This is a genomic window from Xanthomonas sp. GPE 39, from assembly GCF_000963005.1.
In the GTDB taxonomy this organism is placed as follows: Bacteria; Pseudomonadota; Gammaproteobacteria; order Xanthomonadales; family Xanthomonadaceae; genus Xanthomonas_A.
Map to the genome: position 1 here is coordinate 1438692 of NZ_JZHZ01000007.1, position 15766 is coordinate 1454457.

10 protein-coding genes are annotated in these 15766 nt (G+C 60.9%); 4 read left to right on the plus strand and 6 right to left on the minus strand.

Annotated elements, in window-relative coordinates; all coding sequences use genetic code 11:
• Positions 1-565 precede the first annotated feature (565 nt).
• Positions 566-1306, plus strand: a complete 741-nt coding sequence (locus XALGPE39_RS05995) for a DUF5765 domain-containing protein (protein WP_045727393.1) — start codon at positions 566-568, stop codon at positions 1304-1306.
• A 157-nt stretch (positions 1307-1463) separates the two neighbouring features.
• On the opposite strand, the gene acnA is transcribed toward XALGPE39_RS05995, so the two are convergent.
• Positions 1464-4223 (minus strand): aconitate hydratase AcnA, encoded by a 2760-nt coding sequence (acnA, locus tag XALGPE39_RS06000; RefSeq protein ID WP_045727394.1) that lies wholly within the window; start codon positions 4221-4223, stop codon positions 1464-1466.
• Positions 4224-4373: 150 nt separating this feature from the next.
• Between acnA and XALGPE39_RS06005 the strand changes: the two genes are divergently transcribed.
• From XALGPE39_RS06005 to acnB, 3 genes are read left to right on the plus strand one after another with little or no spacing between them, the layout of a single operon-like run.
• Positions 4374-4631 carry an AbrB/MazE/SpoVT family DNA-binding domain-containing protein gene (locus tag XALGPE39_RS06005; RefSeq protein ID WP_045727395.1) on the plus strand — a complete coding sequence of 86 codons (258 nt, stop codon included), beginning with the start codon at positions 4374-4376 and terminating at the stop codon, positions 4629-4631.
• The gene (locus tag XALGPE39_RS06010; RefSeq protein WP_045727396.1) at positions 4628-5035 is read left to right on the plus strand and encodes a type II toxin-antitoxin system VapC family toxin; all 408 of its coding nucleotides are present in this window, start codon (positions 4628-4630) and stop codon (positions 5033-5035) included. Before XALGPE39_RS06005 ends, XALGPE39_RS06010 begins: the two co-directional genes overlap by 4 nt.
• A 45-nt stretch (positions 5036-5080) precedes the next feature.
• A complete protein-coding gene (gene acnB / locus XALGPE39_RS06015) occupies positions 5081-7672 on the plus strand; it encodes a bifunctional aconitate hydratase 2/2-methylisocitrate dehydratase (RefSeq protein ID WP_045727397.1) in 2592 nt (863 codons plus the stop codon).
• A 157-nt stretch (positions 7673-7829) separates the two neighbouring features.
• Here the strand turns inward: acnB and XALGPE39_RS06020 are convergent, their stop codons facing one another.
• From XALGPE39_RS06020 to XALGPE39_RS06040, 5 genes are all read right to left on the minus strand, one after another.
• Entirely contained in the window at positions 7830-10424 is a 2595-nt protein-coding gene (locus XALGPE39_RS06020; RefSeq protein ID WP_082061840.1) for an EAL domain-containing protein, read from the minus strand.
• Positions 10425-10428: 4 nt separating this feature from the next.
• Positions 10429-11505: a chemotaxis response regulator protein-glutamate methylesterase gene (locus XALGPE39_RS06025; protein ID WP_045727398.1), complete on the minus strand. Its 1077-nt coding sequence runs from the start codon at positions 11503-11505 to the stop codon at positions 10429-10431.
• The gene (gene cheD, locus XALGPE39_RS06030; protein ID WP_045727399.1) at positions 11502-12104 is read right to left on the minus strand and encodes a chemoreceptor glutamine deamidase CheD; all 603 of its coding nucleotides are present in this window, start codon (positions 12102-12104) and stop codon (positions 11502-11504) included. The genes XALGPE39_RS06025 and cheD overlap by 4 nt, the downstream gene beginning before the upstream one ends.
• Complete coding sequence (locus tag XALGPE39_RS06035) at positions 12101-12967, minus strand: CheR family methyltransferase (protein WP_045727400.1); 867 nt, start codon at positions 12965-12967, stop codon at positions 12101-12103. The genes cheD and XALGPE39_RS06035 overlap by 4 nt, the downstream gene beginning before the upstream one ends.
• A 361-nt stretch (positions 12968-13328) precedes the next feature.
• A complete protein-coding gene (locus XALGPE39_RS06040; RefSeq protein WP_045727401.1) occupies positions 13329-15689 on the minus strand; it encodes a methyl-accepting chemotaxis protein in 2361 nt (786 codons plus the stop codon).
• Between the last annotated feature and the right edge of the window lie 77 nt (positions 15690-15766).

Sequence of the window (15766 nt, forward strand, 5' to 3'; positions counted from 1 at the left end):
GATGACACGGCTGGTGGTGCAGCGGGCAAGCCTGCGGCGATCAAGCTGGACAAAGGGAGTGAGTTTGCCGGCAAGCTGATGGATCGATGGGGACATGAAAACGGGGGCAGCCGGACTTCTCCCGACGCGGAACGCCAACCGAGAACGCCTTGGTGGAAGGCTTCAACGGACGCTTGCGGCAGGAAGTCAAACTCCGGACTCTAAGCCCGATCACGACTTAAGGCGGTGGGCGTCGGAGTCGCGCCAGCTCCGCGTCAAGATGTTCGGCTAAGACCGCGTGTCGATGAGTCCGCTATGAAAAGCCTGGTGACACACTCGGCTTGACAGGTCAGGCCGTCGGTCGCATGATGTAGGTTATTGATTTGTAAGGTATATGTAATTTATACTGCAGAGTGCCATGATCCAGCTCCTTTTGATGTGTGTTGATTCGTTAGAGGGGTTTTTCGGAATTATCTGAGAGCTCACAGTTTGGCATGTCGATATTTTATGTATTGCCTGGATTTGCTTTTTGCGGATCAATGAATGGGCAGTATAAACCAATTAAACGTATGAGGTTTTATTTTTTATGTGCTGGAATGGACAAGCTTCCACGGCCGTAGCTGCTTGTGGATTATTAGGTTGCGCGTATTCTGCTTATAAAAAAGAGCCGTACGCATTGTGGGGATGTCTGGCGTTTTTTTCGCTTATGGAAATACTTCAGGCGTTCACCTATACGGTGATTAACTCCTGTAGCAACCCCATGAATCAGGTCGCCACGTTACTTGGTTTTCTTCATATCGCGATACAGCCGTTTTTCATAAATGCAATATCTCTTTATTTTATTCCTGAGGCGGCAAGGAATAAGGTGAAGAATTATGCGTATTTCGTCTGTTTTGTTTGTCTCATCTTGATGATTATGAAGATATATCCCTTCGAATGGGCGCATCACGTCCCCAGGGGAGCTGCACTTTGCGCCGACCGTCTATGCTCGGTCAGTGGTAACTGGCACATCGCTTGGGAGCTGCCTGTTAACGATATTCTCAACATCACCATCTTCAACATCAAGATCGTGTGGGCGCCGTATATTGTCGCCGCCTTCGTCGTTCCGCTGTTGTATGGCTCGTGGCGCTTCACGATTTTCCACCTGGTGATGGGGCCGTTCCTATCCCGACTCACCACGGACAACCCGAATGAATTTCCTGCGGTCTGGTGCTTGCTCTCGATTGGATTTTTATTGCTGGTGATCAAGACACCTGTGCGTAGTTGGCTTTTTGTCAAGACGGTCTGGTGGTATAGAGGCGGCGCCCCGAAGAGTCAGTCTGCATAAGCGCGGCAAGCAGGGACTGATTCAAGCCGCAAGCGCAACACCTGCAGCCCGATAAGGGCTGCAGGTGTCTTAATTTCACCGCCGCAGTTCGGTACAGCCAACTTTGGGTCCGCTCCCTTCTGCCTGTTTTCATGGAGCGTGTTGGATCCAGCGAGGATCAGCGACGGGTCAGTTGTCGCAGCACGTATTGCAAGAGGCCGCCGTGGCGGAAGTATTCGACTTCCTTCGGTGTCAGTAGCATCACCGCCACCGTGAAGGTCTGCGTGCTGCCGTTGGAGGCGGTCGCGGTGACGGTGGCGCGCTTGCTGCTGCCGTCCTGCAGGCCGGCGATGTGCAGGATCTCGGAGCCGTCCAGGCCCAGTGTCTGCGCGTTCTGTCCATCCAGGAACTGCAGTGGCAGGACGCCCATGCCGACCAGGTTGGAGCGGTGGATCCGCTCGAAGCTCTCGGCGATCACCGCCTTGACCCCGAGCAGGTGGGTGCCCTTGGCCGCCCAGTCGCGCGAGGAGCCGGTGCCGTATTCTTTGCCGCCGATCACCACCAGCGGCACGCCATCGGCTTTGTACTGCATCGCCGCGTCGTAGATCGACTGCTTCTGCGGTTGTCCGCCGCCGGCTGGGTGGTACAGCGTATTGCCGCCTTCTTCGCCGCCGAACATCAGGTTCTTGATGCGGATGTTGGCGAAAGTGCCGCGGACCATCACTTCGTCATTGCCTCGGCGGCTGCCGTAGCTGTTGAAGTCCGCCGGTTGCACCCCGCGTTCTTGCAGGTAACGGCCTGCCGGTGAATCTTTCTTGATGTTGCCGGCTGGGGAAATATGGTCGGTGGTGATCGAGTCGCCGAATAGCGCGAGGATGCGCGCGCCATGCACGTCCTCAATGTGGCCGACCTGCATGGTCATGCCGTCGAAGTAGGGTGGGTTCTTGATGTAGGTCGATGCCTGGTCCCAGGCGTACAGCTCGCCATCGGGCGAGGCGATGGTGTTCCAGCGGCTGTCGCCCTTGAACACGTCGGCATAGTTCTGCTCGAACATCTCCGGGCCGACGGTGGCGGCGATGGTGTCGCCGATGGCTTTGTTGCTTGGCCAGATATCGCGCAGGTAGACCGGCTGGCCGTCGCGACCGGTGCCCAGCGGCTCGCGGGTGAGATCGATGTCGGTGGTGCCGGCGATGGCATAGGCGACCACCAGTGGCGGCGAGGCCAGGTAGTTCATTTTCACTTCCGGATGCACGCGGCCTTCGAAGTTGCGGTTGCCCGATAGCACCGAGGTCACGACCAAGTCGTCCTTGGCGATGGCTGCCGACACATCTTCCGGCAGCGGGCCGGAGTTACCGATGCAGGTGGTGCAGCCATAGCCGACCACGTAGAAGCCGAGCGTCTCCAGGTCGTGCATGACGCCGGCTTTTTTCAGATAGTCGGTGACCACCAACGAGCCTGGGCCGAGCGAGGTCTTGACCCACGGTTGCGCCTTCAGCCCTTTGGCCACGGCATTGCGTGCGAGCAGACCGGCGCCGAGCATCACCGCTGGGTTGGAGGTGTTGGTGCAGGAGGTGATCGCGGCGATCACCACTGCACCATCGCGTAGCTGCCAGCCGGCGCCGCTGGTGTCGGCGTGCTGCGCCTGCGCCGCTTGGGTGCCGACGGCAGTGCCACCGCCGCCTTCGTTTTTGAGCCGGTCTTCCTGCATGGTGTCGCCGCGGCGCTTGGCACGCGTCTGGGCGAATGGCACCAGGTTGTCGCGGAAGTTGCGCTGCATGTCCTCCAGGAGTACGCGGTCCTGCGGCCGCTTGGGGCCGGCCAGCGACGGTTTGACCTGGCTCATGTCCAGCTCCAGCGTGGCGCTGTAGTGGGCGTGCGGACTCTCGGCGTCGTGCCACAGGCCCTGTGCTTTGGCGTAGGCTTCGACCAGGGCGATTTGCTCGGCATTGCGTCCGGACAGGCGCAGGTAAGTCAACGACTCGGCGTCGATCGGGAAGATGCCGCAGGTCGCGCCGTATTCGGGGGCCATGTTGCCGATGGTGGCGCGGTCGGCCAGCGGCAGGTGTTGCAAGCCATCGCCAAAGAACTCGACGAACTTGCCGACCACGCCATGTGCGCGCAGCATTTGCGTGACCGTCAGTACCAGATCGGTGGCGGTGACGCCTTCGGGCAGCTTGCCGCTGAGCTTGAACCCCACCACCTGCGGAATCAGCATCGAGGAGGGTTGGCCGAGCATCGCCGCTTCCGCTTCGATGCCGCCAACGCCCCAGCCGAGGACACCGATGCCGTTGATCATGGTGGTGTGGCTGTCGGTGCCGAACACGGTGTCCGGATAGGCGATTGCCTCGCCGTCGCGTTCGCCGGTCATCACCACCCGCGCCAGGTGTTCGAGATTGACCTGATGCACGATGCCGGTATTGGGTGGCACCACTTTGAAGTTGTCGAACGCTTTCTGGCCCCAGCGCAGGAAGCCGTAGCGTTCTTTGTTGCGCTGGAACTCGATCTTGCCGTTGAGGTCGAGGGCGTCGGGTTTGCCGAACACATCGACCTGCACCGAGTGGTCGATCACCAGTTCCGAAGGGATCAGCGGATTGATCTGCTCGGGCCGCCCGCCGAGTTTGACCACCGCGTCGCGCATCGCCGCCAGATCCACCACGCAGGGCACGCCGGTGAAGTCCTGCAACACCACGCGGGCCGGCATGAACGCAATCTCGGTGTCTGGCTCGGCGGTGGGATTCCAGCGTGCCACCGCTTCGATGTGTTCCTTGCTCACGGTCGCGCCGCCGTCCTCGTGGCGCAGCAGGTTCTCCAGCAGGATCTTCAGCGAGTAGGGCAGGCGGGCGATGTCGAAGCGCTGGCCTAGCCGCGACAGACTGAAGTATGTGTAGCGCTTGCCGTTAACCTCCAACGAGGCGCGGCTGGAAAAGGTGTCGTGCATGATCGAACTCCTATGGCATCGAGGCTGTAGGGACGTACCGCAGTCTGACTGATTCAGTGTACACGTTGGCTTGCGGCCGGGGATCGCCTACATGCTTGAGTATGTGCAATTTAGTATGTAAAATTTGTACGTACTTGAAACGGAGCCGCCATGGAAGCCATCGTCGCCGAGCGCGGACAGATCACCTTGCCCAAGGCCGTGCGCGATGCTCTGGGTTTGAGCAAGGGCACGGTGCTGAAAGTGGAGCTAGACGGCGGCCGCATCGTCCTGCGCAAGAGCGTGGACGATGCGATCTCGCGTGCGCGCGGTCGCTTCAAGCTCGACGGCTTCGCCAGCACCGATGAGGCGATGCGGGCGATCCGTGGCCGTGCGCCGGGCGATCCATTCGAGTCGGACGCCACGGCGTGATCGCGATCGACTCCTCGGTGCTGGTGGACCTGCTGGCCGACAGCCCGCAGGCTGATGCCGCCGAAGCCTGTCTGCGCCAGTGCTTGAGTACCGGCCCGGTGGTGGTCTGCGGTATCGTCTTGGCCGAGGTCTGCGCGGCGCTGCGCGATGGCGCCGAGGCGCTGTCGGTGCTGGAGGAAATGAGCATCCGTTTCAATGCCCTGGAATCCAAGTCGGCGTTGCGCGCTGGCGAGATGCAACGCCGGTTCCGTGCTCGCGGTGGCCAGCGCGAACGGGTGGTGGCCGACTTCTTGATCGGTGCCCATGCCATGCTCCAGTGCGATGCCTTGATTACCCGCGACGATGGCTTTTTCCGCGATTATTTCAAGGGCCTGAAGATCATCGTCCCCAAACCTGCGGCCTGATGTAGCGCCGCCGCCCCATCTTTCGTCTTTTTCCGGAGAACCCGCATGTTGGAAGCCTATCGCCACCACGTCGCAGAGCGCGCCGCGCTCGGTATCCCGCCGCTGCCGCTGAGCGCGACGCAGACCGCGCAGGTCATCGAATTGTTGAAGCATCCGCCTGCGGGCGAGGAGCAGTTCCTGGTTGAACTGTTGAGCCAGCGCGTACCCGCTGGCGTCGACGATGCCGCCAAGGTCAAGGCCTCATATCTGGCTGCGGTCGCCTTCGGGACCGAGAAGACACCGCTGATCTCGCCGACCCGCGCGACCGAACTGCTGGGCACCATGCTGGGCGGCTACAACGTCCATCCGTTGATCGAACTGCTGGACAACCCGGAACTGGGCGCGACGGCGGCTGAGGGTCTCAAGCACACCTTGTTGATTTTCGACGCCTTCCACGACGTGCAGGAGAAAGCCGAGGCCGGTAACACGCACGCCAAGGCAGTGCTGCAGAGTTGGGCGCAGGGCGAGTGGTTCACCAGCAAGCCGGAAGTGCCGCATAGCCTCACCATCACCGTGTTCAAGGTGCCCGGCGAGACCAATACCGATGACCTGTCGCCAGCGCCGGACGCCACCACGCGTCCGGACATCCCGCTGCACGCGCTGGCGATGCTGAAAAACAAGCGCGATGGCGCACCGTTCGAGCCGGAAGAAGACGGCAAGCGTGGCCCGATCCAGGCCGTCGCCGATCTCAAGGCCAAGGGCCATCTGGTCGCCTATGTCGGCGACGTGGTCGGCACCGGTTCCTCGCGCAAGTCGGCGACCAACTCGGTGCTGTGGTGGACCGGCGAGGATATCCCGTACATTCCCAACAAGCGCTTCGGTGGCGTGTGCCTGGGTTCGAAGATCGCGCCGATCTTCTACAACACCATGGAAGACGCCGGCGCGCTGCCGATCGAACTGGACGTCTCGCAGATGGAGCACGGCGACGTGGTCGAACTGCGTCCCTACGATGGCAAAGCGCTGAAGAACGGGCAGGTGATCGCCGAGTTCGCGATGAAGTCGGACGTGTTGTTCGACGAAGTGCGCGCTGGTGGCCGCATTCCGTTGATCGTCGGTCGTGGCCTGACCGCCAAGGCGCGCGAATTCCTCGGCCTGCCGCCGTCGGAGCTGTTCCGCTTGCCGATGAACCCGCCGGATACCGGCAAGGGCTTCTCGCTGGCGCAGAAGATGGTTGGCCGCGCCTGCGGCCTGGCCGACGGACAGGGCATGCGCCCGGGCACCTATTGCGAACCGAAGATGACCTCGGTGGGCTCGCAGGACACCACCGGCCCGATGACCCGCGACGAACTGAAGGACCTGGCCTGCCTGGGCTTTTCCGCCGACCTGGTGATGCAGTCGTTCTGCCACACCGCCGCGTATCCCAAGCCGGTGGATGTCAAAACCCACCACACCTTGCCGGAGTTCATCTCCACCCGTGGCGGTGTGTCGCTGCGTCCGGGCGACGGCGTGATCCATAGCTGGCTCAACCGCATGCTGCTGCCCGACACGGTGGGCACCGGCGGCGATTCGCACACCCGCTTCCCGATCGGCATCTCGTTCCCGGCTGGCTCCGGTCTGGTGGCGTTCGCCGCCGCCACCGGGGTGATGCCGCTGGATATGCCCGAGAGCGTGCTGGTGCGCTTCAAGGGGCAGATGCAGCCGGGCGTGACCCTGCGCGATCTGGTCAACGCGATCCCGCTGTACGCGATCAAGCAGGGCCTGCTGACCGTGGCCAAGCAGGGCAAGAAGAACATTTTCTCCGGTCGCATTCTGGAGATCGAGGGTTTGCCCGACCTGAAAGTGGAGCAGGCGTTCGAGTTGTCCGACGCCTCCGCCGAGCGTTCGGCCGCTGGTTGCACGGTGCGCTTGAACAAGGCCCCGATCATCGAGTACCTGACCAGCAACATCACCCTGTTGAAGTGGATGATCGCCGAGGGCTACGCCGATGCGCGTTCGCTGGCGCGGCGGATCAAGAAGATGCAGGAATGGTTGGCCGATCCGCAGTTGCTCGAACCCGATGCCGATGCCGAGTACGCGGCGGTGATCGAGATCGACCTGGCCGACATCCACGAGCCCATCGTGGCATGCCCGAACGATCCGGACGACGTCAAGACGCTCTCCGATGTCGCTGGTGCGACCATCGATGAGGTGTTCATCGGCTCGTGCATGACCAACATTGGCCATTTCCGCGCGGCGGCCAAGTTGCTCGAAGGCAAGCGTGATATCCCGACGCGTCTGTGGGTTGCACCGCCGACCAAGATGGATGCCTCCGAGCTGACCAAGGAAGGCCACTACGGCACCTTCGGCGCCGCCGGTGCGCGCATGGAAATGCCGGGTTGCTCGTTGTGCATGGGCAACCAGGCGCAGGCCCGCGAGGGCGCGACCGTGTTCTCCACCTCCACCCGCAATTTCCCCAACCGTCTTGGCCGCAATACCAACGTGTACCTGGGGTCGGCCGAACTGGCGGCGATCTGCTCGCGCCTGGGCCGTATCCCGACCAAGCAGGAGTACATGGCCGATGTTGGGGTGATCAAAACCAGTGGCGAGCAGATCTATCGCTACATGAACTTCGATCAGATCCAGGACTACCAGGATGTGGCCGATACGGTCACCGCCTGAGATAAAGTGCTGTCATGCGGTCACGAAAAAGCCCGGCAATGCCGGGCTTTTTCTTAAGTCGTCATCTGCATAAATGCGCCGCTGGCGCGTTCTGATATCGATCGTGGCCCCATTCGTGGATCCGGCCATGCTCATGGCCAGGTTCGACGCTGCGTGCTTATTGCGTCGGTGTGCCAGCTTGCGCCTGCAGCCACTGTTCCAGCGCGCTTGCGGGCAGCGCACGCGAGAATAGAAAGCCTTGCAACACGCCACAGCCCAGTTCCGCTAGGAGGCTGCGCTGCGCGTCGGTCTCTACGCCCTCGGCCACGGTGTGCATGCCCAGGGTTTCGCCGATGCGCAATACCGAGGTGGTCAGGGCACGGGAGGTCGGGCTGTGCTCCAGGTCGCGCACGAAGCTCATGTCCAGCTTGAGTTCGTTAATCGGTAATTGGTGCAGATGGCTGAGGCTGGAATAACCGGTGCCGAAGTCGTCCAGCGACAGCAATACGCCGCTGCTCTGCAATTGGCGCAGATTAGCCAATACTGCAGCGGTATTGGACAGCATGACGCTTTCGGTCATTTCCAAGGCCAGGTCGTCGGCGACCAGGCCATAGCTGCTCAGCATTTGTTCTACTCGCGCAGGTAATTGCGGATCGGCGAAATTATTGGCGGACAGGTTCACCGCCACGCGTGGCACCGCAATCCCGCGCAGACGCCAGTCGGCCATCTGACGGCAGGCTTCGCGCAACGCCCATTGGCCGAGCTCCTCGATCAGGCCGCATTCCTCGGCCATCGGTACGAACCGTGCCGGCGAGATATTGCCGAGATTGGGATGTTCCCAGCGCAACAGCGCTTCCACCCCATACAGCGCGTGCGGTGCCTGGCTGAACACCTGCGGCTGATAATGCAGTTGCAGTTCGTTATGGTGTAAGGCATCGCGCAGCGCGGTCTCCAGGGCCACGCGTTCTTGCGCCATGCGGTTCATGTCGGAGCTGAAGTAGCGGAAACTGCCGCCGCCCTCGTCCTTGGCTCGGTACATGGCCAGATCGGCGTGGCGCAGCAGTGTTTCGATGTCGTCGCCGTCCTCGGGAAACATCGCCACGCCGATGCTGGCACTCGGATGCAGGGTGACATGACCGACCACCACCGGCTCGGCCAGTGCCAGCAATAGGCGTTCTGCGGTGCCAGCGGCTTGTTCGGCTCCGCATTGCGGCAACATCAGCACGAATTCGTCGCCGGACTGACGGCTGAGCAGGTCGGTGACTCCCATTTCTTCGGACAACCGTTGCGCGATATCGCGCAGCAGTCCGTCGCCAGCGTGATGCCCCTGGGTCTCGTTGACGCGTTTGAAGCGGTCGATATCCACGAACAGGATCGCGACCGGGGAGCCGTGGTATTCGGCATCGGCCAGTGCTTGTTCGGCGCGTGCGCTGAACATTACTCGATTGGGCAGGTTGGTCAGCGCATCGTAGAAGGCCAACTGATGTACGCGTTCCTTAGTCTGTTCGCGTTCCATTGCCAGCGCGCATAAATGTACGCACAGTTCGATCAAACGCATGTGCCAGGGCAGTGGCTCGCAGACCTCACGGTAGTACAGTGCAAAGCTACCCAGCACACGCCCGCCGCTGGATTTGATCGGGGTGGCGACGCAGGTGCCAAGATGCAATTCTTTTGTCAGTGAGCGGTAGTCGGCGAACAACTCATCTTGCTGTGCATCCTTCACAATGACCTGTTTGCCGCGCCACATCGCGGCGCCGGAAGCGCCGACATTGGGGCCGATGGGGACGTTTCCTACCTTTTTCTGCAATAGCTCTGGCATGCTCGGTGAAACCAGCAGATGCAGATTGCTGTTGCTGTCTACGCTGAAGATCGAGGTCAATAGCTGCGGAGCGATGCGCTCGAACTCTCTGCAGATCAGCGTTGCGACATCGGCCAGTGGTTGTTCGCGGACCATCGCATCGAGCACGTTTTTGTGCAGCACCTCGTGCATCTTGCTGTGCGTGATGTCGGTGAATGACACCATGTAGTGCTGGACAGTGCCGTTTTCCTCGGTGATCGGATTGGCCACCATCGTGGTCCACAACGGTGTGTTGTCCTTGCGATAGACCAACAAATCGACCTGGTGGCCGAATCCCGCGCGCATGCGTTCGCGGGTCTGCGACACCACCTGCATATCACTGCTAGGGCCAGGCAGTACTTCGCTGGGAAGTCTCCCAAGGATTTCTTTTGCGTCATAGCCGAATACGCGGCTGAAACCTGCATTCACATAAAGAATATGCAAGTCTTTGTCGCACAGGATAATAGCGCTGTCGCTACGTTCCAGTGCCAGCGAGAGCAAGCGCATCTTGGTGTTGCGCTCGTTTTCGGTGCTGATGTCGCGCACTTGCAGGACCTGCAGCGGTGCACCTTCCTGCGGCACAGGCGAAGCGCTGATCGATATCCAACGCTGCACGCCTTTGTCGCTTTGCAGTGGCAGCGTGTAATCGTTGCCGCCACGCAAGCAACTGGTAAGGAAATCGGCACGAATTTCCTCGTCGATGAGTTCCCCGAATTCGCGCCCCAGCACCTGTGCCTGAGACAAATTCCACAGAGTTTCGGCAATGTGGTTGAAGGCGACAATGCGCGACTGCGCATCGATGACCACCACGCCATCGCCCGTGCGCTGCGTGGAATGCAACGGCGCCAGCTCGTGGCTGGACGCTACATGCGTCTGGATCGTCGCATCCGCGCTGGTGTCGGACGCGATCGGTTTAGTGACGCGGCGGTGCGGCATGGTACTAGCGCGCCTGTACGGACAGCGCGATCAGTCGCTCTGCGATCTTGTGCAATGGCAGCACTTCCTGCGCAGCGCCAAGTCGGAAGGCGGCGCCGGGCATGCCCCAGACGACGCTGGTCGCCTCGTCTTGGACAAGGGTGCTGGCGCCTGCCTGTAGCATTTCGAGCAGTCCGCGTGCGCCATCGTCGCCCATGCCGGTGAGGATCGCGCCAATCGCATTGGCGCCGGCGTTGCGCGCCACCGATTGGAACAGCACGTCCACTGCAGGTTTATGCCGGTTGACTGGCGGGCCGTCGTCGATTTTGCAGCGCCAACGTGCACCATCGCGGATCACTTGCAGATGCTTGCCACCGGGGGGCAAATAGGCATGTCCGGGCAAAATCGCTTCGCCTTCGCTGGCTTCACGTACCGCCATGGCCGAATGACGGTTGAGGCGATCGGCGAAGGCGGTGCTGAAGCCGGCAGGCAAGTGTTGAGTCATCACCACGGCCGGTGCGTCGGCGGGCATGCCTTCCAGAACCACGCGCAGCGCTTCGGTGCCACCGGCGGACGCACCGATGGCGATCAATCGGTCGGTGGTACGGAACTTCAGTGACGACGGGGCGGTGGGCGTCACTGCCGCAGTACCGGTTGGTTTCGGTATGTTCGCGCGGTCCAGCGCACGCACCTTGGCCTTGGACGCGGCTTTGACTTTACCGATGATCTCCTCGGCGTACTCTTCCAGGCCGCGTGCCACGTCGAGTTTTGGCTTGGAGACAAAGTCTACCGCACCCAGGGAAAGCGCCTGCAATGTGGTGTCGGCACCGTGCTCGGTGAGCGAGGAGATCATCACCACGGGTGTGGGCCGCAACCGCATCAGGTTTTCCAGGAACGCCAGCCCATCCATTCGTGGCATTTCCACGTCCAGGGTGATCACGTCCGGATTCAGGCGTTTGATTTTTTCGCGTGCCAACAATGGATCGGCAGCGGAACCGACCACTTCGATGCCAGGGGCGCGCGAGAGAATTTCCGTGAGGATTTGTCGCACGACGGCGGAGTCGTCGACGATCAGCACACGGCAAGGGGCTTCTAAATTCATTCGAACAACTCCACGGCTCCGGTGACAGGAGCTTTGGCGAGACGGGCGCGCACGGCCGATTCGGCGGCGGCGACTTCTGCTTCTTCGTGTGCGTGTGGCAGACGCTGTACGACAACGCGACCGGTGGCAGGAAAGAACCAGATTTTACGCGGATGGATGCCACGTAGATCCTCGGCGATCACCGGGATGTGTTCGGCTTTGAGGTAGTTCAGCACGAAATCCGAGTTGCGGGTACCCACCGGATTGTTGGTGAAGCCCTTGAGCACATTGCCACCGCCGAACACCTTGGCTTCCAGCCGGCTGCGGGCGGCACCGCGCTTGAGCAGGTCGTTGATCAGCATTTCCATTGCGTAGCTGCCGTAACGTGCCGGAGCGCCATCGCCGCTCTGGCCGTCCGGCAACATGAAGTGGTTCATGCCGCCGATCTTGAGCAGGGGGTCGCGGATGCACGCCGCAACGCAGGATCCCAGGATGGTTGTCAGCGCGGTGTCATCGTCCACGACGAGATATTGCGTCGGCAACAGTTTGGCTGCCGTCGTCTTGAAGCGGGTATCGTGATACCGCATCACCTGGTCCATAGACATGGTGGCGGTACTCATGTGTGCGCCTTATTGCCCGCGCGATACAGGGTGCGACCGCAGGGTTGGATCAGGTCTGCGGCGTGCAGATAATTCTCTGAATGACCGGTGTAGAGCATGCCGGCGGCGTCCAGATGCGGTGTCAGCCGCGACAAGATGCCGCGCTGAGTCGGCTTGTCGAAGTAGATCATCACGTTGCGGCAGAACAGAGCAAGATACGGCCCTGCGACGTCGTAGCGCGGTTCCAGCAGGTTCAATTGGCGGAATTCGAGCAGATCGCGCAGGGCTGGGATCACCCGGCATTGGCCTTCGTTGGCGCCGCTGCCACGCTGGAAATACTTGCGCTTGATCGCCGGGTCCAGGCTCGCGATACGCTCGAGCGCATAGACGCCGCGCGAGGCGGTCGCCAGCACCTGGGTGTCTACATCGGTGGCCAGGATCCGTACCGGAGGGGTCAGCGTTCCGAATGCCTCGCAAGCGGTGATCGCCAGCGAATAGGGCTCTTCGCCGGTGGATGCGGCGCAGGACCAAATCTTCAGCGGTGCCGAAGCAGCATGTTTTTTCAGTTCCTCGTTCAGCCGTTCGAAATGGTGCGGTTCGCGGAAGAACGAGGTCAGATTGGTGGTCAGCGCATTGGTGAATGCCTCCCATTCATCGCCGCCTTCGCGTTCGAGCCAGTCCAGGTAGTCGCGGAACGAGCGCAGCCCCAGGGTGCGCAGGCGTCGCGAAAGCCGGCCATACACCATGTCGCGCTTGGCTGGAGCCAAGGCAATGCCTGCCTTCTGGTAGATCAAGTCGCAGACACGCTTGAAATCCCGATCACTGAATTCGAAGTCGCGGTTATCAAAACCGGGGGGCGGCGGAGCAGAGATCGGAGTGGCCATAGGTCTCAGCGGTAGTCGGTCTACAGAGGTATCGGCGAGGAGTCGAAAAAATTGACCCGTCTCGCAGGTAGTGTGTTGCCCATCACCCGGTACGTATCGATCCTAGCGCTGCCACTGCTGTTCTCCCAGAGGCGATTGCAGTGTAGTGGGTGATATGAGGAACGCTGTGTCCCAAATGAGACGATTTTGGGTGTAATCCTTCAGCCATCAGTGCTCGTCCACCTCGCGCGTGACATGCCGGTCGCGCTGAGCGAATGCGGTGAAGCCAAATGGCAAAGATCCCAGGCGCTGGGGCCGGGGATCGGGATGACGGTGATGATGGAGCCGGGAGTAACGTTTTTCCCAGCCTGAATTTTGTGAATTATTCAGGCATCGAGGAGCGCGCGACCTTGGCGAGTTTGCTTGGGGCGGTTGCTCCAGGCTTCTTTTTGGACTGCATTTTTGTGTGTGTCCTTGCCACGTGTTGTGGCGAGAACGAGTGATGCATGTCTGGCGTCGATCGTGCCACTCGGAAGATCGAGACCGATTCGATCAATTGGCCTGCCTGTTCTTCCATCGAGTGCGCGGCAGCCTTGGCTTCTTCCACCAGCGCCGCGTTCTGCTGGGTGGCTTCGTCCATCTGGCTGACAGTCTGGCTGACCTGATCGATCCCGGCAGACTGTTCCTGCGAGGCAGAGGCGATCTCGCTCATGATGTCGGTGACCCGCTGCACCGAGGCCACGATTTCGTTCATAGTCTGACCGGCTTGGCGCACCAGCGCCGAACCATTCGAGACTTGGCTCACCGAGGCATCGATCAAGCCTTTGATTTCCTTGGCGGCGCTGGCCGAGCGCTGCGCCAGGGTGCGCACTTCGCTAGCGACGACCGCGAAGCCGCGGCCCTGTTCGCCGGCCCGGGCCGCTTCCACTGCGGCGTTGAGCGCCAGGATATTGGTCTGGAAGGCGATGCTGTCGATGACGCCGATGATGTCGGCGATCTTCTTCGAGGACGTCTCGATGCCGCTCATCGTGCTCACGACCTGTCCGACCACCTCGCCGCCCTGCGACGCGACCGAGGCAGCGCCGACCGCCAACTGGTTGGCCTGGCGTGCATGCTCGGCATTCTGCTTGACGGTAGAGGTCAGCTCTTCCATGGAGGCGGCGGTTTCTTCCAGGTCCGACGCCTGTTGCTCGGTGCGGCGCGACAGGTCGTTGTTGCCAGTTGCGATTTCCCCGGCGGCGCCGTTGATCGCGTTCGCCACATGTTGGATGCCGCTGATGATGCTCGATAACTGTTCGGCGGTGGCGTTGGCGTCGTCGCGCATCGTGGCGAACACCCCGTGGAACTCGCCTTGCATGCGGATGGTCAGATCGCCCTGCGATAGTGCAGTCAGCAGCTTGGATACTTCGCCGATGCTATCGCCGTTGGCCTGCAGTAGACCGTTGAGTTGCTCGGCCAACATCAAGAAGAAGCCCTGCTTGCCGTCGATGGTGATACGCCCGGACAGGTCGCCGGCGCCGGCGGCCTGCACGATCGTCGCTACTTCCCGTTCGACTTGCGCCTCAAGCGTGCGATCACGCGATTCGCACACATAGCCGATATGGTTGCCGTGTCCATCGCGGATGGAGGTGATGATCTGGGCAATGCGTGCATCGCCATAGGCCATCTCGCGTTCGACCACGCCTTTATGTTCGATCTCCGCCGCGGTTCTGGGATCGACCTGGTTGCCATACTCGATCACCGAGACCGAGGAGCCAACCAGTGGCAGTTTGGAGTCGAACGCCGGCGCGACCGAGCGGATCTCGTCAGCGTACTTGTCGGTGATGCTCTGCATCGACGGGTTGGCGTAGACGATGCGGTAGTCCAGGTCGGCGATGAACACGCCAGTAGAGGAGTTGTCCAGAGCGGTGCGGATGCGCAGGTTCTCGGCGGATGCCGCGGCATCTTGTTCGATGCGTGCGCGCAGGTCATGCTGCATACGCTGGAGTGCTTGCATCAGTTCGCCGACTTCGTCCTGACTGCTGGCGTCGATATGTCCGTCGAGCTTGCCGCCAGCGACTTCGTTGGCCACCTTGACCGCGCCACGCACGCTGTTGGCCAGTAGCTTTCCGAACAGGAACGCCAGGGAGACCGCGCTGCCGATGCCGATCAGCAGGCACACCAGCAGCATCGCCGACGCCTTGCCATAGGTGCTGCCGGCGTTGTCTGCCGCGACCTTGGACTGGCGGTCGTTCTCGGCGATCAACGCGATCAGGTCATCGGTCACCTTATTGTCCAGAAGGCTGGTTTCGCTGGTGAAGGTGTCGATTGCGTCATCGCGTAGGTCGAGCTGCAACATCTCGTCCACGGAACCATAGGACGCGATTGCCTTTTTCCAGTCCTTCACCAGGCGCTCGTAGGCTACTTTTTCCTGGGCTGTGCTGATCTTTTTCGGATACTGGGCGATGATCTCGTCCATCTGCTTTTTCAGAGCGATCTTACGCGTCTGCGATTCTTTCTTTACCGCATCGCTGCTGCGGATCAGGCTTTGATACGCGGCGCTACGGTAATCGCCGAGGATTGCGCGCATTTCACCGCCGATACGCACGCTGGGCACTACCGAACTGGAAAGGTTCTTGGTCTGATGATTGAGCGAGTTCAGTCCACTGTAGGCTGTCAGTCCCTGAATCAGCATCAGGGCCAGTACGATGCCGAATGCCAGCATCAATTTTGGCATCAGCTTGAGATTTTTTATCCACTGCATTAGCGCATTTCCCTTGTGTTGACAGCCACTGCGAAGGTAAAGACAGCGATAGCACGCCGTGCTGGATGGCCAAGGGC

Coding starts and splice junctions, on each gene's coding strand:
- XALGPE39_RS06005 (WP_045727395.1), top strand. CDS start 4,374: ATGGAAGCCATCGTCGCCGAGCGCGGACAGATCACCTTGCCCAAGGCC.
- XALGPE39_RS06025 (WP_045727398.1), bottom strand. CDS start 11,505: ATGAATTTAGAAGCCCCTTGCCGTGTGCTGATCGTCGACGACTCCGCC.
- cheD (WP_045727399.1), bottom strand. CDS start 12,104: ATGAGTACCGCCACCATGTCTATGGACCAGGTGATGCGGTATCACGAT.
- XALGPE39_RS06040 (WP_045727401.1), bottom strand. CDS start 15,689: ATGCAGTGGATAAAAAATCTCAAGCTGATGCCAAAATTGATGCTGGCA.
- acnB (WP_045727397.1), top strand. CDS start 5,081: ATGTTGGAAGCCTATCGCCACCACGTCGCAGAGCGCGCCGCGCTCGGT.
- XALGPE39_RS06020 (WP_082061840.1), bottom strand. CDS start 10,424: ATGCCGCACCGCCGCGTCACTAAACCGATCGCGTCCGACACCAGCGCG.
- acnA (WP_045727394.1), bottom strand. CDS start 4,223: ATGCACGACACCTTTTCCAGCCGCGCCTCGTTGGAGGTTAACGGCAAG.
- XALGPE39_RS05995 (WP_045727393.1), top strand. CDS start 566: ATGTGCTGGAATGGACAAGCTTCCACGGCCGTAGCTGCTTGTGGATTA.
- XALGPE39_RS06035 (WP_045727400.1), bottom strand. CDS start 12,967: ATGGCCACTCCGATCTCTGCTCCGCCGCCCCCCGGTTTTGATAACCGC.